The sequence below is a fragment of the Pseudomonas sp. 478 genome, assembly GCF_003254125.1.
Taxonomy (GTDB): domain Bacteria; phylum Pseudomonadota; class Gammaproteobacteria; order Pseudomonadales; family Pseudomonadaceae; genus Aquipseudomonas.
This window is the reverse complement of record NZ_QKZG01000005.1, coordinates 16,410-41,127: the sequence shown is the minus strand read 5'-3', so window position 1 is coordinate 41,127 and position 24,718 is coordinate 16,410. Positions and strand designations below refer to the sequence as shown.

General features: G+C 60.4%; 17 protein-coding genes and 1 tRNA gene. 6 read left to right on the top strand and 12 right to left on the bottom strand.

Going from position 1 to position 24,718, the window contains the following annotated elements:
- Positions 1-71: 71 nt before the first annotated feature.
- The 3 genes from selA to DFS28_RS12000 all read left to right on the top strand — a co-directional run bounded on the left by selA (position 72) and on the right by DFS28_RS12000 (position 3,502).
- Positions 72-1,496: an L-seryl-tRNA(Sec) selenium transferase gene (gene selA / locus DFS28_RS12010; RefSeq protein ID WP_111449945.1), complete on the top strand. Its 1,425-nt coding sequence runs from the start codon at positions 72-74 to the stop codon at positions 1,494-1,496.
- Positions 1,493-3,400 carry a selenocysteine-specific translation elongation factor gene (gene selB, locus DFS28_RS12005; RefSeq protein ID WP_111449944.1) on the top strand — a complete coding sequence of 636 codons (1,908 nt, stop codon included), beginning with the start codon at positions 1,493-1,495 and terminating at the stop codon, positions 3,398-3,400. Before selA ends, selB begins: the two co-directional genes overlap by 4 nt.
- A 6-nt stretch (positions 3,401-3,406) precedes the next feature.
- Positions 3,407-3,502 (top strand) — tRNA-Sec (locus DFS28_RS12000).
- A 9-nt stretch (positions 3,503-3,511) separates the two neighbouring features.
- Here the strand turns inward: DFS28_RS12000 and DFS28_RS11995 are convergent.
- The 5 genes from DFS28_RS11995 to phbB all read right to left on the bottom strand — a co-directional run bounded on the left by DFS28_RS11995 (position 3,512) and on the right by phbB (position 9,498).
- On the bottom strand, positions 3,512-4,852 hold the full coding sequence (locus DFS28_RS11995; RefSeq protein ID WP_111449943.1) for an OprD family porin: 1,341 nt from the start codon (positions 4,850-4,852) through the stop codon (positions 3,512-3,514).
- A gap of 63 nt (positions 4,853-4,915) precedes the next feature.
- Positions 4,916-5,569 carry a hydrolase gene (locus DFS28_RS11990; RefSeq protein WP_008146861.1) on the bottom strand — a complete coding sequence of 218 codons (654 nt, stop codon included), beginning with the start codon at positions 5,567-5,569 and terminating at the stop codon, positions 4,916-4,918.
- Between the two features lie 144 nt (positions 5,570-5,713).
- On the bottom strand, positions 5,714-7,417 hold the full coding sequence (gene phaC, locus DFS28_RS11985) for a class I poly(R)-hydroxyalkanoic acid synthase (protein ID WP_111449942.1): 1,704 nt from the start codon (positions 7,415-7,417) through the stop codon (positions 5,714-5,716).
- A 98-nt stretch (positions 7,418-7,515) separates the two neighbouring features.
- Entirely contained in the window at positions 7,516-8,694 is a 1,179-nt protein-coding gene (locus DFS28_RS11980; protein ID WP_111449941.1) for an acetyl-CoA C-acetyltransferase, read from the bottom strand.
- Between the two features lie 57 nt (positions 8,695-8,751).
- Positions 8,752-9,498, bottom strand: coding sequence for an acetoacetyl-CoA reductase (gene phbB / locus DFS28_RS11975; RefSeq protein WP_111449940.1), 747 nt, complete (start codon positions 9,496-9,498; stop codon positions 8,752-8,754).
- A gap of 521 nt (positions 9,499-10,019) precedes the next feature.
- Between phbB and DFS28_RS11970 the strand changes: the two genes are divergently transcribed.
- Positions 10,020-11,057 carry an AraC family transcriptional regulator gene (locus DFS28_RS11970; RefSeq protein WP_111449939.1) on the top strand — a complete coding sequence of 346 codons (1,038 nt, stop codon included), beginning with the start codon at positions 10,020-10,022 and terminating at the stop codon, positions 11,055-11,057.
- Between the two features lie 25 nt (positions 11,058-11,082).
- On the opposite strand, the gene DFS28_RS11965 is transcribed toward DFS28_RS11970, so the two are convergent.
- The gene (locus DFS28_RS11965) at positions 11,083-13,620 is read right to left on the bottom strand and encodes a DUF3141 domain-containing protein (RefSeq protein WP_111449938.1); all 2,538 of its coding nucleotides are present in this window, start codon (positions 13,618-13,620) and stop codon (positions 11,083-11,085) included.
- A 255-nt stretch (positions 13,621-13,875) separates the two neighbouring features.
- On the opposite strand from DFS28_RS11965, the gene phaP reads away from it, so the two are divergent.
- Positions 13,876-14,445, top strand: coding sequence for a TIGR01841 family phasin (gene phaP, locus DFS28_RS11960; protein ID WP_111449937.1), 570 nt, complete (start codon positions 13,876-13,878; stop codon positions 14,443-14,445).
- A gap of 35 nt (positions 14,446-14,480) precedes the next feature.
- On the opposite strand, the gene phaR is transcribed toward phaP, so the two are convergent.
- The 6 genes from phaR to DFS28_RS11930 all read right to left on the bottom strand — a co-directional run bounded on the left by phaR (position 14,481) and on the right by DFS28_RS11930 (position 22,211).
- Positions 14,481-15,029, bottom strand: a complete 549-nt coding sequence (gene phaR / locus DFS28_RS11955; RefSeq protein ID WP_111449936.1) for a polyhydroxyalkanoate synthesis repressor PhaR — start codon at positions 15,027-15,029, stop codon at positions 14,481-14,483.
- Positions 15,030-15,232: 203 nt separating this feature from the next.
- A complete protein-coding gene (locus tag DFS28_RS11950) occupies positions 15,233-16,501 on the bottom strand; it encodes an OprD family porin (RefSeq protein ID WP_111449935.1) in 1,269 nt (422 codons plus the stop codon).
- A 129-nt stretch (positions 16,502-16,630) separates the two neighbouring features.
- The gene (locus DFS28_RS11945; RefSeq protein ID WP_111449934.1) at positions 16,631-18,403 is read right to left on the bottom strand and encodes an acyl-CoA dehydrogenase C-terminal domain-containing protein; all 1,773 of its coding nucleotides are present in this window, start codon (positions 18,401-18,403) and stop codon (positions 16,631-16,633) included.
- Positions 18,404-18,467: 64 nt separating this feature from the next.
- Entirely contained in the window at positions 18,468-20,138 is a 1,671-nt protein-coding gene (locus tag DFS28_RS11940) for a cation acetate symporter (protein ID WP_111449933.1), read from the bottom strand.
- Positions 20,135-20,464 carry a DUF485 domain-containing protein gene (locus DFS28_RS11935; RefSeq protein ID WP_111449932.1) on the bottom strand — a complete coding sequence of 110 codons (330 nt, stop codon included), beginning with the start codon at positions 20,462-20,464 and terminating at the stop codon, positions 20,135-20,137. The genes DFS28_RS11940 and DFS28_RS11935 overlap by 4 nt, the downstream gene beginning before the upstream one ends.
- A gap of 124 nt (positions 20,465-20,588) precedes the next feature.
- Positions 20,589-22,211, bottom strand: a complete 1,623-nt coding sequence (locus DFS28_RS11930) for an acyl-CoA synthetase (RefSeq protein WP_111449931.1) — start codon at positions 22,209-22,211, stop codon at positions 20,589-20,591.
- A 230-nt stretch (positions 22,212-22,441) separates the two neighbouring features.
- Here DFS28_RS11930 and DFS28_RS11925 point away from each other — a divergent pair, with 230 nt between their 5' ends.
- Positions 22,442-24,718 carry a PAS domain S-box protein gene (locus tag DFS28_RS11925; RefSeq protein ID WP_111449930.1) on the top strand — a complete coding sequence of 759 codons (2,277 nt, stop codon included), beginning with the start codon at positions 22,442-22,444 and terminating at the stop codon, positions 24,716-24,718.

The window sequence follows — 24,718 nt, the reverse complement described above, 5'->3', positions numbered from 1 at the left end:
CCCTTTAAGCTATCCCTCCGGGCTCAGCGACTACACTCAGGCGCGACGGTCAACGTTTGCGGGAGCGCCTGATGTCTTCCAGATCCGCCAGCTCAACCCTGCGGCTGCCTTCTATCGACAGCTTGCTGCGTCATCCCGCCTGTCAGCCATTGGCCGAACGTTACGGGCGTGATGCGCTGCTGGCCAGCCTGCGGCAATTGCTCGATGACTTGCGTGAGCCGGTCCTTTTCGGGCAACTCGACGCTATTGAAGTCGCGCCTGAAGCGTTGGCGGGCAGGGCGGGAGAGCGCTTGGCCAGTCAGCATCGCAGCAACGTGCGCCGGGTGTTCAATCTTACCGGCACGGTGCTGCACACCAATCTGGGGCGAGCGTTGTTGCCGGAGGAAGCCATCGAAGCGCTGCAGAGGGCGGCCCGTTATCCGCTTAACCTGGAATTTGACCTACACAGCGGCAAACGCGGCGACCGTGATGACCTGATCGAAGGCCTGATCCGCGAGCTGACCGGCGCCGAGGCGGTGACGGTGGTCAACAACAACGCCGCGGCGGTGTTGCTGGCGCTCAACAGCCTGGGCGCGCGCAAGGAAGGCATCATTTCCCGGGGCGAACTGATCGAAATCGGTGGCGCCTTCCGCATTCCCGACATCATGGCCAGGGCTGGGGTCAGGCTCCACGAAGTCGGCACCACCAATCGCACCCATGCCCGGGATTACGAGGCGGCCATCGGCCCCCGTAGCGGTTTGGTGATGCGCGTCCATGCGAGCAACTACAACATCGAAGGCTTCACCGCGCGAGTGCCGACCGCCGAGTTGGCGCAACTCGCGCATCAGCACGGCTTGCCATTGCTTGAAGACCTCGGCAGCGGCAGCCTGCTGGACCTGACGCGCTGGGGCTTGCCCGCCGAACCGACGGTGCGCCAGGCACTGATCGATGGCGCCGACATCGTCACCTTCAGTGGCGACAAACTGCTGGGTGGCCCCCAGGCCGGGTTGATTGTCGGACGCAAAGACCTGATCGCGAAGATCAAGAAAAATCCATTCAAACGCGCCTTGCGGGTCGACAAACTGACCCTGGCCGCCCTCGAAGCGGTGTTGGGCCTGTACCGCGACCCTGATCGTCTAGCCGAACGGTTGCCGAGTTTGCGCCTGCTGACTCGGCCCCAGGCGGACATCCTCGCCCAGGCTGAACGCCTGCAACCCTCGCTGGCCAAAGCCTTGGGCGACGGCTGGAGCGTCAGCGCGGTACCGGCGCTGGGCATGATCGGCAGCGGCAGCCAACCGGTGGCGCGCTTGCCGAGTGCGGCTTTATGCCTGCGACCGCACGTATCCAAACGTCTTCGCGGACGGCAGCTGCACGGTCTGGAAGCGGTCTTGCGTGCGTTGCCGATTCCGGTGCTCGGGCGCATTGATGACGATGCGTTGTGGCTGGACCTGCGGCAACTGGACGATGAACCGGCGTGGCTGGCGCAACTCGATCAAATGGCAGGAACCGTAGCGTGATCGTCGGCACCGCCGGGCACATCGACCACGGCAAGACGGCCTTGCTCCAGGCACTGACCGGCCTGCTCGGCGACCGGCGTCGGGAAGAGCGTGAACGCGGCATGACCATCGACCTCGGCTACCTCTACGCGGCGCTGGAACCCCATGCGCCCCTGACCGGTTTTATCGACGTGCCCGGTCATGAGCGCTTCACCCACAACATGCTGGCGGGGGCTCAGGGCATTGATCTGGTGTTGCTGGTGGTCGCGGCCGACGACGGTGTCATGCCGCAGACTCGCGAACACCTGGCCATCGTTGAACTGCTGGGTATCCCTCGAGCGCTGGTGGCGATCAGCAAATGCGACCGCGTCGAACCGTCCAGAGTGCAAGCCGTCCGCGAACAGATCCAGACATTGCTGGCCCCGGGACCCTATGCCAACGCGCCGCAGATTGCGCTGTCGAGCGTGACCGGGGAGGGCGTCGAGACGCTGCGTCAGGCCTTGCTCGCGGCGCAACGTGAAGTCCTTCAACGCAGCACCCGCGGCGGTTTTCGCCTGGCGATTGACCGAGCCTTCAGCGTCGCCGGCGTCGGTATCGTGGTGACCGGCACTGCGTTGTCTGGCGTGGTGGCCGTGGGCGATACGCTGACGCTCGGCCCGCTGGGCAAACCCGTTCGCGTGCGCGGCCTGCATGCGCAGAGTCAGGCTGCCGAGATCGCAATGGCCGGACAGCGAGTCGCGTTGAACCTGAGTGCCGAACGCTTGGCCCTGGAGCAGATCCATCGCGGTCAGTGGCTGTCGGCCGAGTGGCTGTACGCGCCAACCCAGCGAGTGGATATCGACCTGCAATTGTTGGCCAGCGAAGCCAAAGCCTTCGAGCACTTTCAGCTTGTGCATGTTCACGTGGGGACTCAGGAGGTGACTGGCCGGGTGGCGTTGCTGGAAGGCACCCGCCTTTTGCCGGGTGAGCGGATGTTCGCGCAACTGCTGTTGAATGCCCCGGTGCAGGCCGTGAAGGGCGATCCCTTGATCCTGCGGGACCAGAGCGCCCAACGCACCCTCGGCGGCGCGCGGGTGCTCGACCCGTTTGCACCGACCCGACAACGCCGCAGCCCCGAACGGTTGGCGCAGTTATACGCCCTCGCCCCAGGTAATCAGTTGGAGGAGATCCTGCCGGCATTATTGGCCAACAGCGACACCGGGCTCGACCCGCGGCGTCTTGAGCGTCAGTTCAACCGCCCCCGCAACACCTGGGTTTTGCCGGATGACGTGCGCCTGATCGACACCCGCCAAGGCCCGTTGCTGTTCAGTGCGGCCCGCTGGGAAGCACTGAAAGCATTGTTGCTGGAACACCTCGCACGTTTTCATCAACTGGAACCGGATCAAATGGGCCCGGACCGGGATCGCCTGCGGCGGTTCAGCGGTACCGCGCTGGAGCGTGCGACGTTCATCAGCCTGCTCGACGAATTACTCGCCAGCGGGGCCATTGCGGCCAGCGGGCCATGGTTGCATTTGCCCGATCATCAGGTGCGTTTGAGCGAAGACGACGAAGCCCTGTGGCAATACTTGCAGCCTTTGTTCGAACAGGCTGGTTTCGATCCGCCGTGGGTGCGCGACCTTGGCCATGACGAGGCGGCCGTGCGCTTGCTGCTGTGCAAAATGGCGAGGTTGGGATTGGTGCATCAAGTCGTCCGTGACCTGTTCTACACCGACACGATGATCCGCCGATTGGCGGCTATGCTTGTGCAACTGGCGGCGCAAAACCCGGTGATTCAGGTTACGGCGTTTCGTGATGCGGTGGGCCTGGGGCGCAAGCGCAGCATCCAGATTCTCGAATACTTCGACCGGATCGGCCTGACGCGACGGTTTGGCGACAAGCGCCACATCCGCCTCGACAATGCCTTGGCCCAACGCACCGACCACTGATTTCAAGGAAGGCAATCGCGCCCGGTGGCGCGGCCGGGCTTCAAACCCGGTTGGGGACGGCATCCGTTCCCGGGCAGGTTCGACTCCGGCTGCCTTCCGCCATTTTCCCCATCAGAGATGCCCGAAGCTCAGCGGGTACTGGATGACCACATAAACCCTGTCGATATCATCGCCCGCCTGGGGTGTGTTGGCTCGATGCGAAACATGGGACAGCTGCACGGACAGCCCTTTGGCCGAGCCGGACTGCACGATGTAACGAAGGTCTATGTCCCGCTCCCAATGCCGTCCGCCGTCCCCTTGTTGAGGAACGTACTCACCGAGCGTCTCGTCGAACGGGTTGTAGGCTCCACCTTTGGGCGCATGGGTGCCGTCGATCTGGCTGCCTTTCACATAACGGGTCATGAAGTTCAGCCCGGGAATCCCGTAGGGGCCCAGGTCAAGGTCATAGCGTGCTTGCCAGGAACGTTCATGCGCGCCGTTGAAGTCCGCGTACTTGATCGAGTTGGCGAGGTAGATGGAGTCGCCACCGACGAAATCGAAGGGCGTGTCGCCATTGATTTTTTGATAAGCCAGCGTGAACCCGTGGGCATCGTGAGTGTATTTGCCCGACAGGCTGAATGCCGTGTTGTCGATGGCGCCGGCCAACGCCTGGCCGGTGTCCTGCGTGTGATAGACATTGGCATCGAGGAACATGCCGGATTGTTTCAGGTGCAGGTTGGCGTAGTACTGGTGCCAGGTGTCGGTCAGCTCGGAAGCGTAGAGCGCGCCGCCGACGGGACTCTGGGTGAACAGGTCAGCGCCGAGAAACGAGATGCCACCGGCCTCGGTGTTGGCGCCGTAGCCGTAAAAGTCGTCTTTGCTCGAAGAACTGTCCTGGTTCTTGAACGCGGTGAAGTGACCGGCCTGCAGATTCATACCGTCGATTTCACGGCTGTTGAGCAAAAAACCCGTGGCGTACTCCGGTTGCAGGCGTTTGTCTGCGGTGTCGAACACCGGGGTTTCCACCATCATTTCACCGAAGGCCACTGTGGTTCGGGAGGCCTTGATTTTCAATGCCGCGCCGCCGCTGGAGTAGTTGTCTTCACTGCGGCCATCAGCATCCACGGGCAGCAGTCCAGTCCCGGAATGGCCCTTGCCGCCATTGAGCTTGAGCCCCAGAAACCCATGGGCATCCAGGCCAAATCCAAATGTACCGGGCGTGAATCCGGATTCAAAAGCGCCGATAAATCCTTGAGCCCACTCCTGTTTATAGTTTTTGTCCGCGGGTGACGGTGACCGATAGTCACTGTTGAGGTAGAAATTTCGACTGAGCACCGACAACGATGCACCGTCCAGAAAGCCCTGGGGGGGTTGCGTCGATTCATCAGCCAGAGCCGCCCCGGCCGAGCCCGCGAACAGCACCGACACCCAGAACGGCAACGCGAGTTTCAGTTCTTGCGCGCAAAGCTTCATGGCTTATTCATCACGAGGACAGCGACTCCAGAATGTCTGGAGTCGCTTGTTTTTAGACGGCGCTTAATGGCCTTCCGAGGCACCGAACATGGTTTTGGCGTAGATCAGGCCAAGACCGTAGGAGCCTCCGTTCGCAATCGAGGTTTTCACCGTTTCGTCATAGGTTTCGGTACGTGCCCAGTCGCGCTGGAGTTCAAGCAGGTATTGCAGCGAGGTCATTGGGCGGGCACCGATCTGGATCATGCGCTGCATCGCCATTTCATGGGCTTCGGTGCTGACGTCGCCACAGGCATCGGCAATCACGTAAACCTCGAAACCCTGGTCGATGGCCGACAGTGCCGGGCCCACGATGCACACAGAGGTCCACAGACCAGCGAGGACGATTTTCTGTTTGCCGAACGCGTTGACTTCGACGGCAATGCGCTCGTCTTCCCAGGTGTTCATGCTGGTACGGTCGATGACGTTGTGTTCCGGGAACACTGACTTGATTTCGTCGAAGATCGGCCCGGAAAAGCTCTTCTCGGCGACGGTGGTCAGAATGGTCGAGACCTTGAAGCCCCGCGCGGCCTTGGCCACAAGTGCAGCGTTGTTGCGCAGGGTGACGGCGTCAATTGACTTGGTCGCAAAGGACATCTGCGACTGGTGATCGATCATGATCAGGGTGTGGTCGGACGGGGTCAGCAGGGTTTTGCCGGGAACAGCTTTTGCGAGGGCCATGGCGATGTCCTTACGGGTGAGTGAGGAGGCCATGGTTGCGTAGATTCAGGCGGGAATATTGAACCGATGTGCTGTGTTTGGTTTTTTTGCGAGGATGCTGAAGGACGGCCCCGCGCGCTGTCGGTCAAGGCGCGGGGCTGTCTGTCACTGCATCACATAACGCCCAGGCGCCGACTCAATCGCCGGGTATTGCGCGTTACCGGTATGCAGTACCGAGGGCTGGCGTTCGCCAGACTGTTCAGCCAGCCAGACGAACCAGTCATTCCACCAGCTACCGGAATGTTGCTGGGCGTTCTTGAACCAGGTTTCCGGGTTTTTGGTGACCCGGTTGTTGGTCCAGTAGTGGCGTTTTTCCTTGGCCGGCGGGTTGATCACCCCGGCGATATGCCCTGATGCGCCCAGTACAAAACGCTTGGTTCCGGAGAGCAACTCGGTGCTGGCGTAAGCGCTTCTCCACGGCACGATGTGATCGTCATGGGTGGCGAGGATGTACGCCGGAGCATCGATGGCGCGCAGGTCCAGCTTGACCCCGCAACAGTCCAGCTCACCGGATTTCAGATCGTTCTGCAGATAGGTGTGGCGCAAATACCAGCAGTACATCGGTCCCGGGAGGTTGGTGCTGTCGTTGTTCCAGAACAGCAGGTCAAGGGGGATTGGTTTCTGGCCCTTGAGGTATTTGTCGACGTTGTAGTTCCACCACAAGTCGTTGGGACGCAGCAGCGAGAAGGTATTGCCCATGTCCTCGCCCTTGAACAGGCCGATGGGGCCATCCTGGCCGCCGATGGTGCGCTCGCGGTAGGCCACCAGTTGTTCGTCGACGAAGATGTCGATGGGGCCGGTATCGAGGTAGTCGAGGAAGGTGGTCAACAGGCTCACGCTGCCAATCTCGCGGTCGCCGCGCGCCGCCAGGACCGCAAGCGCCGAACTCAACAAGGTGCCGCCGATGCAGAAGCCGACGCAATTGGGCCGCTGCTCGCCGCTGATCTCGCGGGTCACTTGCAGGCCTTTGATGATGCCGGTTTCGATCAGGTCATCCCAAGTGGTGCCAGCGTGCTCCTGGTCGAAGTTGCGCCACGACATCAGAAACACCGGGTGCCCTTGTTTCAACAAATGGGCAACCATCGAGTTGTCCGGGCGCAAGTCGAGAATGTAGTACTTGTTGATGGACGGCGGCACGACAAACACCGGGCGCCGGTACTGGGTTTCGCTTTGCGGGTAATACTGAATCAGCTGGAAGAGTTCGTTCTCGAACACCACTTCGCCGGGGGTGTTGGCGAGATCGACACCGACTTTGAAGGCGCCGGCGTCGCACTGGCGCATCTTGCCTTCTTGCAGGTCGCTGGCCAGGTGCAACAGGCCGGTGAGGAGGCTGCTGCCCTGGGTGTCGACGACCCGTTGCAGCGCATCGGGATTACTGGCCAGAAAGTTGCTGGGCGCGCCGGCCGCGATGGCCTGTTCCACCAGATAGAGCAGGCGCTGGCGCGGCTTTTTGTCCGGGATCGCCAACTTGTCCAGCAGCTTCAGCAGAAACCCTGCGTTGAGCAGGTAAAACGCTGCGAGCGAGCCGAACAGGGGCTGGCTCCAGTTGCCGCTGGCAAAACGTCGATCGTCGAAGCTGAATGGCTGACCGGTCAGCAGTTGCTGGCCGAGTTCGCCCCATTGCTGTTGGTAGTCCGATTGAAGGCTGTCCAGGGTGCCGCGCGGCAGGTCAAACCACTCGTTGTAGTCCTGGCCGGTAAACCACGGGTTGGTGCTGACCCAGAGACGTAGTTGTTGCACTGCAAAGGAGGCAATGAACGGAACCTGGCCTGACCAGAAGGTGTTGAAGGTATGCGCGTTATTGTCCATGGAACTCCTTGCCCACATCAGTAAACCTGGCAGAAAAAAACCGCGGCGCCGGACTTCGGCGCCGCGTTAGCAGTCAAGCAAGCAGTCCTGTGTTTCTTCTAGCGCTCGATGACCAGGCTGACGCCCTGGCCGCCACCGATGCACAACGTGGCCAGGCCCTTTTTGCCGTCGCGACGAATCAGCTCGTGCAACAGCGACACCAGAATCCGCGCGCCCGATGCGCCGATCGGATGACCCAGGGCAATCGCGCCACCGTTGACGTTGACTTTGCTGGTGTCCCAACCCAGTTCCTTGCCGACGGCCAGTGATTGCGCAGCGAACGCTTCATTGGCTTCGATCAGGTCGAGGTCGTCCAGGCTCCAGCCGGCTTTGGTCAATGCCAAGCGGGTGGCCGGTACCGGGCCGATGCCCATGATCGACGGGTCGACGCCAGCGCTGGCGTAAGCCTTGATGCGTGCCAGAACCGGCAAACCGAGGGCCTGGGCCTTGGCGGCGCTGGCCAGCAACAGTACGGCGGCACCGTCGTTGAGAGTCGACGAGTTCCCGGCGGTCACGCTGCCGTCTTTCTGGAACGCGGGTTTGAGGTTGCCCAGCGCCTGCAGCGTGCTGCCCGGACGCGGCTGTTCATCGGTGTCAAAGACCAGCGGCTCACCCTTGCGCTGAGGGATCAGGATCGGGGTGATTTCACGTTTGAAGTAACCCGCTTCGATGGCGGCAGAGGCTTTCTGTTGCGAAGCCGCGGCGAAAGCGTCCTGGTCTTCGCGACTCAGTTCGTATTTCTTCGCCAGGTTCTCGGCGGTGATGCCCATGTGGTAGTCGTTGAAGGCGTCCCACAACCCGTCCTGAATCACGCTGTCTTGCAGTTGCGCATGACCCAGACGCAAACCGGTGCGGGCCTTGGGCAGAACATACGGCGCCAGGCTCATGTTTTCCTGACCGCCGGCAATGATGAGTTCGGCGTCGCCGCAACGGATGGCCTGAACCGCCAGCTGGACCGCCTTGAGGCCCGAGCCGCAGACCTTGTTCAGGGTCAGGGCAGGGGTGGTATGGGGCAGGCCGGCCTTGATCGCCGTCTGACGTGCCGGGTTTTGCCCCGAGCCCGCGGTGAGTACCTGGCCGAGGATCACTTCATCGATCTGCGAGCCGTCCAGACCAGTCTCTTCCAGCAAACGGCGAATGACCGCCGCGCCCAGCTCGGTAGCTGGAATTGCGGACAAGGCACCTTGAAAACTGCCAATGGCGGTACGAGTAGCGGCAACGATTACGACTTCGTTCATGCGTGACCTCATTAAGATGTTGTCGAGCGAAAGTAGGGCATCCATGCCCTGACAGGTCTACTGCATGTTCATGCCGCCGTTGACCGAGAAGTCGGCCCCGGTGCTGTAGGCCGATTCATCGGAAGCCAGCCAGGCCACGATGGAGGCGATTTCTTCAGGTTGGCCGAGACGCCCGACCGGTGTGGCCGCGATCATGGTCTCGAGAATGTCCGGGCGAATGGCCGCCGTCATGCTGGTCTGGATGTAGCCTGGGGAAACGGTATTGACCGTCACGCCCTTGCCGGACACTTCCCGGGCCAGCGCCATGGTGAAGCCATGGATACCGGCCTTGGCCGCGCTGTAGTTGGTCTGGCCGAACTGACCGCGCTGACCGTTGATCGAGGAGATGTTGATGACCCGTCCCCACTTCTTGGCCAGCATCCCTTCAATCACCTGTTTGGTGGTGTTGAACAGGCCACTCAGGTTGGTGCCGATGACCGCGTTCCAGTCTTCGGGCGTCAGCTTGCGAAAGGACGCATCACGGGTGATCCCGGCGTTGTTGACCAGGACATCAATCGGGCCGAATTGCTCACGCGCCATCTCGAACGCGTTGCGTGTTGATTCCCAATCGGTGATGTCGCCATAGATGCATTCGAATTGATAACCCGCCTCCTGTTGGCTCGCCATCCATTCTTTCTTGCGGGCGGAATCGGAGCTGCAGCCCACGATGACCTTGAATCCTTCCTTGTACAGGCGTTGGCTTATCGCAGTGCCAATCCCACCCATACCACCCGTGACCAACGCAATACGACCAAGCGACTTCATATGCTCTCTTCCTTTTTGTATTTTGCGCGGCAAGATGGGGGATTGTTCGGTATTGGCAGGACGTGCGGAAGTGTTGAGAGGTGACGGTCTGGTGTCCAACGGTGCCATGCGCGAAGCGGAACGGGAACTTTCTATGGTCGCCTCACGCTCATCTGTGTAGCAGCTGCCGAGCCAGCGAGGTTGCGGGGAGGGATTGTGGCGAGGGGATTTATCCCCGTTGGGCTGCGAAGCGGCCCCTGTTTTTCCAGCCACACCGCATCGAATGGATGACGACGGCTTCGCCGCCGAACGGGGCGGTGCGACGTTTCGCTAAATCCCCTCGCCACAATCCTCTCAACCACAGCCTCGCGGGCTCGGCAGCTGCTGCAAGGCGACGAGTGGTCTGAAATAGTGGCTAAAAGTGAGGAGTACCTATACTGGGATCAATATTGGCAACTGAACCACCCGTTAGTATTTGATTCATCGCAGATCAGTCACGGCCCCGGACAGGATGTTCGGTTCCACAGGTCATTGAGGACGCCATGTATAGAATGAGTTCAGGCTATGCCAGCGTGCTGGTAAATACGCTCTTGGCTCAAGGACTGGATGTTGCCAGTCTGTGCCAGGAGGCTGAACTAGACATGAAACTCGCGAACAAACCAGGAGCGTTTTGCGAGCGAAGGGCTATCTATCGACTATGGGATCTGGCCGCTCAGGCCTCGGGGGATCCAGACATTGGCTTGAAGGCCTATGGAAGTTTCCACCCCGGCAGCTTTCAGATCGTCGGCTACACCATGATGTCCAGCCTGAATCTGAAAAACGCCCTTGAACGACTGGTCCGTTTCAGTCCGTTGATTGGTACCGGGTTCAGCCTTTTCTTTACATCGGAACAGCAGAATTACCGACTTTCCGGCCTTGACCATCAACAAAAAGGCTCGATCAAACCTCGCCAATACACCGATGCAGCGCTGGCTTCATTGCTGGGTTTCTGCCGTAAGCTGGCGGGCGGCAACGCACCGCAACCCTTGAGCGTGGGATTCAGCTATCCCGCACCTGAAGACACCACCGAGCATCGTCGGTTGTTTGGCTGCGACCTGCATTTCGACGCGCCTTACGACAGCATTTTGTTTGACAGTGAGGAACTGATGCGTCCGTTGAGCATGGCCAATGAAGCGTTGGCGGTGCTGCATGACAGTTTTGCCGAGGCTCAACTGGACCTGCTGTTTGGTTTTTGCATTGTCAGCAGAATTCGCGCATTGATTACCGAGCGCTTGAGTCAGGGCCAGGGGCAATGCGACATGGAGTCGATCGCAGCGGCATTGAACATCAGCAAGCGGACGTTGCAACGCGCGCTGGAAAAGGAAGGGACGCAATTCAAGGACGTGCAGAACGCGGTGCGCCGGCAATTGGCCGATTTCTACCTGCGCCATTCTCACTTCAACATGAAGCATGTCGCGTATCTCCTTGGTTTTCATGATCACAGCAGCTTCAACAAAGCCTGTAGCCGCTGGTTTGGCATGACACCCGGCCAGTATCGGGCCGATGAATCGTTTGAAATCAAGGAAGCCGCGTCGGTCTGACGCAGCCTCCCGTCAACGTTCAACGTCATTTCACCGGAGGTTTTTTCACGCCTTTCTTGCCCTTGGCAAGTTTGCGCACAGGACTCGCAACCTTGGCGATGGGGGCTGGGGTCACTGCGGGTGTTTTCTGCTTGATTGGCTCGGGGATTAGCGCTGGGGCTTCCTGCTTAACGGGCTCAGGGATGACCTCAGGGGTTTTCTGTTTGATTGGCTTGGGGATTTCCACCGGGGTGATCTGCATGATGGGCTCAGGGGTTACCGCCGGGACTTTCTCTTCGATGGCATCGGCTTCACCGGGTGGTTGGGTCAGGCTGAAACCTGGTAGCGGCACGTCGAGCAGCGTGTGCAGTTCCCGCCAGAAGAGGTTGTCTGCGCCGCTGGTCAGCAGTTCCGGCAACAAGTTGGCGACGGCCGCGAGCACTTGCTGGCGTTCTTCGACCTCGACAAGTATCAAGGGCAGGCTGTGCAGGCTTTCTTGTGGATGGGTAGCAACCAGCAGTTTTTGCAGGCGCAAGGTTTCGCGCAAATCAAGCGGCTCGGCACTGTAGTCCTGGAGCAGCACCTGCAGTTGCAGGATCAATTTTTCGACACTTTCCTTGCCCGGCTCGTCGCTGTCGCGGCCCAGCAGGAACAGGATCCGTATCAAGGCTTCCATCAGGCCGCCGAGGGGCAGGGCATCCTGCAAGCGCTCGATCAAAACCTTGTCGTGCTGCTCGGCATGTTCCTGCAGATTACGTCCGGGGGCATTGCCAGCGAGGCTGTTGAGTACGCCATACACGCCGTAGAAACACATTTCCTGAGCCGCATCACGCAGGTCGCGATAGCCGTTCAAGGCATCCTGCACCTGGTTGGAAAACAGTTCCTGCCAGACCAGCAACGGGTTGTTCTGGCTGGCGGGGTGACGATCCTTGCTCACTTGGGCGGCACTGCCTGCCAGCCACCAAAGCGCCGGGTTCAAACTGCTCCAGGCTACTTGCTGCTGATGGAAAGGGTGCGCCCGGCGCAGCATTTCGGCACTTGGTTCGTTGATCAACTGGCGCAACCACGGGCGTATGCATTCGTCGTACACACTGTTGTTGATAGCGGACACGCGCTGGACCAGCGCAAATTCGCGATCGTCATCGCGGGGCGGCTGCACCTGGCCATGGATGTCGGCGATAAGCCGGCGTTCGAAACGCACGGCATACGGCGTCGCCGAATTCTCCGGCAGGTCTTCGATCAGCATTTCATACAGCCCGGCTGACAGTGCATTGATCGCATCGACCGCACCGAGCAATTCACGGTGTTCACGCCGCGCCACGTCACCGGACACGAAGATGCCCAGGTGACCGATGCTCGCGTGTCGCAGGTAAACGATGGTGCGTCCGGCATTTTGCAACGCGAGATCGCTGGGATAGACGTCGGTGATCCAGTCCAGTGCCTGCTGTGGGGAGGTGATGTTGTCACCATACGAGCAGAACACCACCACCGGCACTTCGATCAGCTTGAGGTCAAGCCCGCTGCTCTTGCGGCCCAGGCCACCGGACAGACGATTGCCGATGAACAGGTCGTCGACAATCATCTCGATCTCTTCGCCATTGAGCAGGGTCGGGCTGCCCCACCAGCGTTCGAAGTCCAGAAAGCGTGCGGCCTCGCTGTCGACTTCGCTGAACAGGTGGTAGTACTTGCCCCAAAAGGTGTTGGCCGGGTCCAGGTTTTCGAAATTGCTGACTAGCCAGGTGCCGTCGAAACGGTCATTGCCCAGGTCACTTCCCAGGCGTGCCATCCAGCCACCGCCCAGCAAACCACCGGTATAGCGCATTGGATTGCGGCCATTGACGCCGGCCCAGTACGACAACGGCGCACCATTGACGATGATCAGCCCTGGTAGCTCCGGACGAGTGGCCGCGAGGCCCATTAACGCCCAGCCCGCCTGGCAGTTACCAATGACGACTGGTTTGGCGCTGTCTGGATGCCGGGCGCTGACGACTTCGATGAACCGCGCTTGGGCGTCTGTGATATCAGCAAGGGTTTGCCCTGGGCGGGGCGCGTGACTGAAGGAGATGAAGTAGGTGGGGTGGCCGGCTCTCAGGCTTTCGCCGATGACCGAATCCTGTTTGAACCCGCCGATGCCCGAGCCGTGACCACCGCGGGGATCGATGATGATCACCGGCTGTTTTTTGCTGTCGATCCGTTGACCGGGGCCGCCGAGGATTTGCAACAACGAATAGTTGACCGGGCGGGGCAGGTCTTCACCGGCGACCAGCGTTTCATGATTGAACTTGAGCAGCAGTGGATACCCGGCGCGTTCGTGGGCCAGGGTGTTGTCGCCGCGCTGACGCAAGGTGTCCCAGAACAACACACTACGTTGGCCGAGGTCCGTGAAGTATTCCTGCCAGTCAGCAGGCGTTGGCTGTCGGAGTTGCCCAAGGTTTAAAGGCGCGAAGGTTTTTGCCTGGCGCTTCTGCACGGCATCGAGGACGTTGCGGGTATTGAGGCGTTGCAGATGATTCAGGTGTTCGAACAAGCCGGCGGGTTCGGAGAACTCTTCATCTTGCAGTGCAATATTTAATTCCTGACCCATCGTGATCTCCTGACGCTGTGCATGGGAACCGGCCCATCAGACCCCTTTAGTTAAAGAGGGCTAGCCTGGCCGTTCGATGAGCAGGAGTTTACAGCTAACAAGGAGGGCTTTAGCAAAGTTTATTTTGCACCGCACAAAAATACACGTTGCCAAATGGTTTTGTGCACTGCAATATCAAGGCTAACGCGATGACTGGCCGGATCGCTATCGCGTCCTCTGGTCCATCAGGGCCTTCCAGTACCAGGAGATTCAAGCATGTCTTTTTTCAATTCGGAAAAACTGCAAACCGCTCAGAAAGCCAACCTCGACCTTTTGCAGCAAATCAGCGGCAAAGTCTTCGCCAGCGTTGAACAGCTCAGCCAGTTGCAGTTCAAGGCCCTGCGTGAAACCTCCGAAGAGCAGTTCGAAGGTGTTCGCAAACTGTTGGCCGTGCGTGATCCACAAGGTTTCGCCGAGCTGCAGGCTTCTTTCACCCAGCCGAGCGCGCAGACCGAACGTCTGGCCGAATTCAACCGTCAGGTTCAAGCGCTGATCGTCGGTACCCAGTCGGACATCGCCAAGTTGACCTCGAGCCAGGTCGAAGCGGGCACCCAGCAGGTGCAAGAGTTCGTTGAAGCCATCAGCAAGAATGCACCGGCCGGTTCCGAGCCTGTTGTGGCCGCGTTCAAGTCGGGTCTGGCAAATGCCGGTACAGCATTTGAAAGCGCACAGAAAGCCGTGAAACAGGCTTCCGAAGCCGCTCAAAGCAATTTCGAAGCAGCGACTGCCGCGGCCACCAAAGCGACTTCAGAAGCAAGCGCCAAGGCTACCAGCGGTAATAAGTAAGTCGCATTAGATCAGCGGCAACAATGGCGATGGGTTTACTCCCCATCGCCATTTTTTTTCGGCCCGTTTTTGGTATCCGGCTTGCCGCCAAACATGCCGAACAGGTTCTGGGTGTTCAGGTACAGCGCCTTCGACTGGTCGACATATTGGCGCATCAGATCCTGCATCACCGGTGCCTGTTGATGCATGAAGTCGCTCCAGGCCTCAGACGACTGCGCGCCGGTCTGGGACTGGATGTCGATCACGGTCTGAATGCTCTTGTCCAGATAGCTGCCGAGTACGCTCTGATAAGGGCCGTAGAACTGGATAATCCCCATCAGCATTTCGGTAGTGAAGATGGGCTCACCGCCGCTTTCAGCTTCCAGAATCACTTGCAGCAGGATGCTGCGGGTCAGGTCCTCGCCGCTCTTGGCATCGACCACCTGAAAGGCAACTTTGTCGACCACCAACTGGCGTATGTCCGCCAGCGTCAAATGACTGCTGGTGTGGGTGTCATACAGTCGGCGATTGGGGTACTTCTTGATCAGGCGGGGGGTGGTATCAGTCATGCGGGGCGTCTCGCGGCGGGCCTGGTTTGCAGGCATCTTAACCTACAATCATCATTGGTGTTTTTGAGGCCGCCTTCGCGAGCAAGCCCGCTCCCACATCTAACCGCATTCTCATGGGAGACTCGGTCAAGTGTGGGAGCGGGCTTGCTCGCGAAGAGGCCCGCCATCACAGCACAAATCCAGCAGCAAAAAGGAGACTGCGCCGTCAAGCGAGTCCCCCTTGTGCAACCAGAACTGACTTACCAGATCGGCAAGGTGTAGCTGACGATCAGGCGGTTTTCATCCAGATCGCTGCCAAAGTTGGTCGAGCGAACTGTCGCGTTACGCCATTTCACCCCGACATTCTTCAACGGCCCGCTCTGCACCACATAACCAATGTCGGTATCACGTTCCCATTCCTTGCCTTCCGGGCGGTTGCCGCCCAGATCGATGTTGTCGCCGGTGAGGTAGCGGGTCATGAAGGTCAGGCCCGGAACGCCAATGGCTGCAAAGTTGTAGTCGTAGCGCGCCTGCCAGGATTTTTCATCCTTGCTGGCGAAGTCGCCGATTTGCACGAAGTTCACCAAAAAGGCATCGGTGCCGTTGACGTAGGCGTAGCCGGTGTCGCCGCTCATGCCTTGATAACCCAGGCCCAACGCATGCCCGCCGAGGTTGTAGGTGAACATCGCGCCGATGGCGTTGTTATCGACATTGCTGCCGCCATCATCCGTGGAGCGGGCGAAGCGCAGGTCCGTTTTCAGCGACTGCCCCGTCGTCACCGGCAACACGTAGGTCAGGTTGACCAGGTGCTGGCTGTAGAAATTGTCGAGATGGCCGTAGCTGTAGCCGGTGGCGAGGTTGCTGGTCCATTTGTAGTTCAGGCTGGCGAAATCGAAGCTGTCGCTGTCGAGATGACGGCTGGTGATGCCCTTGGCGCCGGTGCGGGTGATGCCCATGTCCTCGTAGTCCGAGGAGTCGCGCTGATTGACCTGCGTCAGTCGCCCGGCATCCACCGTCAGGCCTTCGAGTTCCAGCGAGGTCAACTGACCGCCCTTGAAGGTTTGTGGCAACAGCCGTGAATCGTTGGCCAATAACGTGGGCAGTTTCGGCAGCAGCGTGCCCAGTTTCAGCGTGCTTTTCGAGGCACGCACTTTGGCGGTCAGGCCCAGTTCACCGTACTCGTCCTGAGCACCTTTGCTCGTGTCGCGGTGGCGTTTGAGCAGGCCGGAGCCTGCGCGATCAGGGCTGGAATCGAGCTTGACGCCTAGCAGGCCGATGGCGTCGAAACCGACACCGATCAACCCTTCGGTGAAGCCCGATTCATAGCGCAGCAGGAAACCCTGGGCCCATTCCTCTTGTTTGGATTGGGCGGCGTTGTCCTGGCGATAGTCGCGGTTGAAATAGAAGTTGCGCAGCTCAAGGCTGGCCTTGCTGTCTTTGACAAAGTCAGCAGCGGCGGGGGCCGAGAGGCTGATGACGCCGCCGGCCAGCAACAGTCGGGTAGCGAGGGTGCGGGTATTGCGGTCCATGGTGAAGCCCCTTTGTTTTTATTATGGAAAGACAGGTCCCGCGGCCCTCGCCAGGTGGGCGAGGGCTTATCAATAAAAAAACGCGAACGCCAAAAAGATAGGAGCGCGGCGCCGCGTGCGGTTCAATCGTTAGAACTGTTCGGCGCTCAGGCCAAACAACGAGGCACTGCCCGCGCGAATGGATTGCTCCAGACTCAAAATGCGCGGCAGCAGGCGGTGGATATAGAAGTCGGCGGTGGCGATTTTCGCACCATAAAACCCTTCGTCGTCATGCAGCTTTTGCTTGGCGACCTGCGCCATACGTGCCCAAAGCCAGGCGTAGGCGACGTAACCGAACAGGTGCAAATACTCCACCGATGCGGCGCCGACTTCGTTGCGATTGGTCGCGGCCTGATCCTGCAGCCAGTCGCTCAGGTCTTCCAGACGCTGCACGGCATCGAACAGTTGAGCGGAGTAGGGCGCGTCAGGCTGATGGGCGAAATGACGGATCTCGCCGGTGAACTGGCGCAGCGCGAAGCCCTTGTCGGCGAGCACTTTCCGCCCGAGCAGGTCTAGCGCCTGAATGCCGTTGGTGCCTTCGTAGATCTGCGCGATGCGCACGTCACGCACCAGTTGTTCCTGGCCCCATTCGCGGATGTAGCCATGGCCACCGAACACTTGCTGGCCGTTGATGCAGCTTTCCAGACCGGTGTCGGTAAAGAATGCCTTGGCCACCGGCGTCAGCAGCGCGACCAGGGTTTGCGCATTGTCCCGTTCCTGGACGTCATCGGAAAACTTCGCCAGATCGAGTTGCTGGCCGACATAACTGGCGAACGCACGGCCGCCTTCGGTCATGGCTTTCATGCTCAGCAGCATGCGGCGCACATCGGGGTGGACGATGATCGGGTCGGCCACTTTGTCCGGGGCAATGGCACCGGTCGGCGCCCGGCTCTGAACCCGTTCACGGGCGTAAGCCACGGCGCTCTGATAGGACGCTTCGGCGCAGCCAATGCCCTGAATGCCGATGGACAGGCGTTCGTAGTTCATCATGGTAAACATCGCCGCCAAACCTTTGTTGGCTTCGCCGACCAGCCAGCCGCTGGCGCCGTCGAAGTTCATCACGCAGGTGGCCGAGGCCTTGATGCCCATCTTGTGTTCGATCGAACCGCAACTCACGGCGTTGGCAGCGCCGAGGGAACCGTCGGCATTGACCAGCACTTTGGGCACGACGAACAGCGAGATGCCTTTCGGCCCCGCCGGTGCGTCCGGCAGTTTGGCCAGCACCAGATGGACAATGTTTTCGGTCAGGTCCTGATCGCCACCGGTGATGAAGATCTTGCTGCCGGTGATGCTGAAGCTGCCGTCGGCCTGAGGTTCGGCGCGGGTGCGGATAATCCCCAGGTCAGTGCCGGCGTGGGCCTCGGTCAGGCACATGGAACCGGCCCAGCGGCCTTCGTACATCGGCGGCAGGTAGAGGTTTTTCAGGGTATCGCTGGCGTGGGCATCCAGCGCCAGGCAGGCACCGGAACTCAATGCCGAATACAAAGCAAAGCTTGAGTTGGCGCCGTAGAGCATTTCTTCGAACTGCACGGCGAGCATCTTCGGCATGCCCATGCCGCCGAAATCGGCGTTACCGGAAAGCCCCACCCAGCCGCCTTCGATGTAGGTGGCATAAGCCTGTTTGAAACCGATTGGCGTGCTGACCTGGCCATCGACCCACTGGGCGCCTTCTTCGTCGCCGCTACGGTTCAAGGGCGCAATCAGGTGCGAGGTGACTTTGGCCGCCTCCTCAAGAATGGCGTCAGCGGTGGCGGCGTCGACACTGTCGGCCAGGGCCGGCAAGCGTGCCCACAGGGCCGGGGCGTCGAACACTTCATGCAAGACAAAGCGCATGTCGCGCAGCGGGGCGTTGAATTCGGGCATAACGTGAACCTCAAAAGGTTGTGCGATGGGCACGGCGCCGCTGGAGCAGGCCGTGCCTTTTCAATCAATGAGCGGAAGCGCTGGCAGCACCGAGACCGGTCTGGGCGCGAACGAACTGGTCGGCATAGGCGTCACGTTCCTTGTCGGCCCGCACGCTGCGGTCGAGTTTCGACACCACAACGATCACGAAGAACGCCAGCGGCATGGAGAACAGCGCCGGGTGGTCGTACGGGAAGATCGCGTGAGCATGGCCGAGCACGGTGACCCAGACCGCTGGCGAGAGAATCACCAGCACCAACGCGCAGATCAGGCCGGCGAAACCGCCGATGATTGCGCCTTTGGTGGTCAAGCCTTTCCAGTACATCGCCATGATCAGCACCGGGAAGTTGGTCGACGCGGCGATGCCGAAGGTCAGGCCCACCAGGAACGCGACGTTCATCTTCTCGAACAGAATGCCCAGCAGAATCGCGATGATGCCCAGGCCCACGGTGGCCATGCGGGTCACGCGCATTTCCTGTTTCTGGCCGGCTTTGCCTTTCTTGAACACCGTGGCGTAGAGGTCATGGGAAATCGCCGAAGCCCCGGCCAGGGCCAGCCCGGAGACCACCGCCAGAATGGTGGCGAAGGCTACGGCCGAGAGGAAACCGAAGAACAGGTTGCCACCGACCGCTTTGGCCAGGTGCATGGCGACCATGTTGCCGCCACCAATCAAGGCGCCGCCGACTTCACCATTGACGTAGTACTGCGGGTCGGTGCCGATGATCACCATCGCGGCAAAGCCCAGGGTGCAGACAACCAGAAAGAAGAAACCAATGAAGCCTGTGGCGTAGAACACCGACTTACGCGCTTCCTTGGCGTTAGGCACGGTGAAGAAACGCATCAGGATGTGCGGCAGACCAGCAATCCCGAACACCAGGCCCAGCGACATCGAGGCGGTGTTGATCGGGTCGGCGAGCATCGAGCCTGGGCCCATAATGTTCCAGCCGCTGGCGTGAGCCTCGACGGCTTTGGTGGCCAGGGTTTCGTAGCTGAAGCCGAATTGCGACATGGCCATGAACGCCAGGGTCGTGCCGCCAGCCAGCAGCAATACAGCCTTGATGATCTGCACCCAAGTGGTGGCGATCATGCCGCCGAAGATCACATACACCAACATCAGCGCGCCGACGATCACCACGGCTACCGGGTAGTCGAGACCGAACAGCAACTTGATCAACTGACCGGCACCGACCATCTGCACGATCAGGTAGCAGCACACCACCGTCAGCGAACCAAACGCAGCGAAGATCCGCACTTTGTTCTGGTCCAGTCGATAAGACACGATGTCGGCAAAGGTGTAGCGCCCCAGGTTACGCAAGCGCTCAGCCATCAGGAAGGTGATGATCGGCCAGCCGACGAAGAAGCCGATGGTATAGATGAAGCCGTCGTAGCCCTTGGCGAACACCAGGCTGGACAACCCCAGCAGCGTGGCCGCGGACATGTAGTCACCGGCAATGGCCAGACCGTTCTGGAACCCGGTGATGCCACCGCCCGCGGTGTAGAAGTCCGACGTGGATTTGGTTTGCCGCGCGGCCCACCAGGTGATGGCCAACGTGCCCAGCACGAAGACGAAGAACATGCCGATCGCATGCAGGTTGAGCGGTTGTTTTTCCACCGCACCCAGCGCGGGCGCAGCCAGTACAACGGAGGCCGGCAACAGCCCGGCAGCGGCGAGGAGAAGTTTACGCAGCAGGTTCATGACTTGCTCTCCTCGAGAATGGCGGCGCCCAGTGCATCGAAGCGGGTGTTGGCGCTGTAGACGTACCAACCGGTCAGTAGCCAGGAAAAAATGATGATCGCCGCGCCGACCGGCATGCCCAGGGTCAACATCCGATGTTCGGCGAGCGGCGCATGCAGCCACTGCGGGGCAAACGCCACCACCAGCATGAACGCGTAGTAAGTACCCAGTACCGCAGCACTCAGCGACCAGGCCAGGCGCGAACGGCTGCTCACCAATTGTAGGAATTTCGGGTTGGCCCGAATGCGCTCACAGCGTTGGGTATCGGTTGAATGGATGTCGATCATGGGTGGCTCCACATTGTTTTTGTTATCAGTGTGTGGGGGCAGGGCAGCGCCGAATTCGGCGTGCACGAGCCCGAAACGGCAGGTATAGGCACCTGCCGCTTGACGGGTACAACGTTGGTTCGGGTTAGAGCGCTTTAGCCCTGTCGCGCAGAACGTACTTCTGGATCTTGCCGGTGGAAGTTTTCGGCAGCAGGGTGAAAATCACCGTGCGCGGGACTTTGAAGCCGGCCAGGTGTTCGCGGCAGAAACTGATGATGTCGGCCTCGCGAACGTCCTGGTGATCAGCTTTCAACGTGACAAACGCACAGGGTGTTTCGCCCCACTTCTCATCGGGACGGGCGACGACGGCCGCTTCCATGACGGCAGGATGGCGATAGAGCACGCCTTCCAGTTCGATGGTGGAAATGTTCTCGCCGCCGGAAATGATGATGTCCTTGAGTCGGTCCTTGATCTCGACGTAACCGTTGGGATGACACACCGCCAGGTCGCCGGTGTGGAACCAGCCGCCTTCGAACGCTTCGGCTGTGGCGGTCGGGTTCTTCAGGTAGCCCTTCATCACGGTGTTGCCGCGCATGAAGATCTCACCGATGGTCTGACCGTCTCGCGGGGTCGGCTCCAGCGTCTTCGAGTCACCGACCATCACGCCTTCGAGCGTCGGGTAGCGCACGCCCTGACGGGATTTGATTTGCGCTCGTTCGTCCAGCGGCAACTCGTCCCACTCGGCATGCCAGGCGCAGAGCGTCACCGGGCCATAGGTTTCGGTCAGGCCATAGACGTGGGTGACCTTGATGCCCATTTCTTCCACGGCACCGATCACTTTGGCCGGCGGTGCGGCGCCGGCGACCATGGCGTTGACCGGATGATCGATCGCCGCTTTCGCCGATTCCGGCATGTTGACCAAAGCATTGAGCACAATCGGCGCGGCGCACAGATGGGTGACCTGATGCTCGCGGATCAGCGTGAGGATTTTCTGTGGATCGACACGGCGCAGGAACACATGCACACCGGCCATGGCGGTGATGATCCACGGGTAGCACCAACCGTTGCAATGGAACATCGGCAGGGTCCAGAGGTAGACCGGATGGTTGCCCATGGCCCAGGTCATCTGGTTGCCCAACGAGTTCAGGTAAGCACCGCGATGGTGGTAAACCACGCCTTTGGGGTTGCCGGTGGTGCCTGAGGTGTAGTTCAGCGAGATGGCTTGCCATTCGTCCGCCGGCCACTGCCAGGCAAAGGCCGGATCGCCTTCGGCCAACAGCGCTTCATAGTCCAGATCGCTGACCGCCTGGCCTTCACCGTATTCCGGATCATTGACGTCGATCACCAGTGGCGGGTGATCCAGCATGCCGATCGCCGCGTGAATCACATCATGGAACTCGCGGTCGGTAATCAGCACCTTGGCTTCGCCATGCTGCAGCATGAAGGCGATGGCTTCGGCATCCAGGCGCACGTTGAGCGGGTTGAGCACCGCGCCGATCATCGGCACGCCGAAGTGCACTTCAAGCATCTCGGGAATGTTGGGCAGCATTACCGCCACCGTGTCGTTCTTGCCGATCCCGCGACCGGCCAGCGCCGAAGCCAGACGGCGGCAGCGGGTGTAGGTCTGCGCCCAGGTGCGGCGAATAGAGCCATGGATGACGGCAGGGTAGTCCGGATAAACGCTGGCGGTGCGCTCGATGAAGCTGAGCGGAGACAAGGCAATATGATTGACAGCCGCAGGGCCTAGCCCTTGTTCATAGATCGACATGTACGGGTACTCGGTGGCTGATTGTTAGCTCTATAGATGTCCTGGCAGCGTCGCCGCCGAGGGCACCTTTTATGTCCGGCTTGCTTTATATAACATTCAGCCTCCGATATGGAAGTACAACCTACGTCATATAGGATATGTACTATATTTGATTCTTGCGGATCTAAATCAATACAGTCACACCGTCAAGGCCGGTATATCCTTGGCTTCCCCAACGAAGCGGACCTGTGATGACCCTGACCCCCGTTCGATTGCACAGCTGGTTGCGCCTGCAGCGCGAGGGCGTGTCGCTGGCCGCCCGGGCCGATGCGTTGTGCCGTGCGCTGCAGGATTGCCCCGAGGTGCGCCGGGCGGTTTATCTGAGTTGGCAAGCCAATGCGCGGATTTACAGCCACGAGGGCGCCGCCCAGCATTTTCCACCGGGCTTGGGCGACCCTTCGGTGGCCAGCGATCAGCGCCTGTTTGATCGGCTGGTCGAGGCGGGGCGGCTGGACCTGGCGCAAGTGCGTCAACTCGATTGCTGGTTGGCCGGGCGACTGCGCCGGGCCGCTATCAGCCATGGCCAGGTGTTTGATCTGGCCTTGCAACCGGGGCAGCCGGGGCTGTTGCTGGTGGAAGTGTGCGAGGGCGTGAGTCTTGATTGGCTGGGTTGGGTGCAGGACTTGCTGACGACCTTGCTCAGCAGCGTCAACGGTATGCTGCGCGGCTCGCCGCTGTTGGGTCACGATCCACAGCCGAGTCTGCTGCTCGATGCGCAAGGCCGACCGCTGGAATTCAATGCCGCGCTGTTGGCATTGCTCGCCGAAAAGCCGCTGACTGATGTGCTGGGTTTTCTGCCGGTCAATCACCGGGTGCTAGTCCGTGCCTGCCTCGACCAGCAACGCGCCATCGAAGGGGTCGAAGCCCAGTTCGAAGCGCAGATCCTGATCTGGACGTTTATCCCCGATCCCCAGGACAACCGTGTACTCGCCCGTTGCCGCGATGCCACGGCACAAGTGCTGGCCGAGCGTGAAGCGGCCACGGCACGCCGGTTGTACCGGCTGATCATCGAGAACACCACCGACCTTATTTCCCGACACACTCCGGACGGGCGCTTTCTGGATGCCTCGCCCGCGTCCTGGACATTGCTCGGCTACTGGCCGGAAGAGTTGCGCGGGCAAATGGCCCAGCGCTTGTTCCATGGTCAGGGCCTGGCCAGCCTGATGCAGCGTGCGCGAGATGCCCTGGAGCAGGACGGTTATCACACGATGACCTATCGCATTCGCCATCGTGACGGGCATTACCTGTGGTTCGAAACCGCGAGCCGGGCGATTCGTGAAACCTACACCGGGACGGTGGTGGAAGTGGTCAGCGTGTCCCGGGACATCACCGCCCGGGTCCACGCCGAGGAGAACAAGCGGCGCCTGGCGGAGGTCGTCGAGGCCAACACCGATCCGGTGTTGTTCATCGACCCCGAGGGGCAAGTCACTTACCTCAACCCGGCGGCGCGGCGCATCCTCGGGATCGACGAGCAACAACCGATGCCGACCCTGGCGCAATTGTTCGCCAGTAGCGACCTGGCACGTCTGCAGCGTGATGGTTGGAGCAGCGCCGAACGCGACGGTGTCTGGAGCACCGATGCGCGATTGCAGCCGCCGGGTGGCGGCACTTCAGTGCCGGTGTCGCTGGTGCTGCTGGCGCACCGTTCGGCCGGTGGCGAACGCTATTACTCGTTGGTGGCGCGGGACATGACCGAGCGTGAATTGCGTGAGGTGCAACAGCGCCGTCATCAGGACGAACTGGCCCACACCGCCCGGTTGGTCACTTTGGGTGAATTGGCCTCGGGCATCGCTCACGAAATCAACCAGCCGCTGGCGGCGGTGGTCAATTACGCCAATGCCAGCCAGCGCTATTTACAGACCCTGGATTCCAATCCCCAGGCCGCCGCCCGAGTGGCGCAAGGGCTGGAACGCATTACCCATCACGCCACGCATGCTTCAGAAGTGATCAGACGTTTGCGTGCGTTTCTGCGCAAGGGACAACGCCGGATGCAGGCCCTGAATTTCACCGACGTCGCCCGCGAGGCCGTGCGTTTATGTGCCTGGGAAGCGAGCAATTGCCAAGTGACAATCGAGGATCGCCTGCCGGATAATCTGCCGCCGATTTATGCCGACCGGGTGCTGCTGGAGCAGGTCCTGCTCAATCTGTTGCGCAATGCCATCGATGCCAACCGCGAACAACATCCGGGGCAGCCTTCGCTGATCGTGATGGCCGCGGGGCAGGGGGGTGGTGCAACCGTGGAAATCAGTGTGCAAGACCAGGGACCGGGCGTCAGCGAGCCGGAACTGGAGCAGATATTTACCCCGTTCTATACCAGCAAGGCCGATGGCCTGGGACTTGGCTTGTCCATGAGCCGCAGCATCATCGAAGGTTTCGGTGGCGAATTGCAGGCCCGACGCCAACCTGTCGGGCTGCTGATGTGCTGCCGCTTGCCGCTGGCCGGCCCAACAAAACAACAACAGGAATAA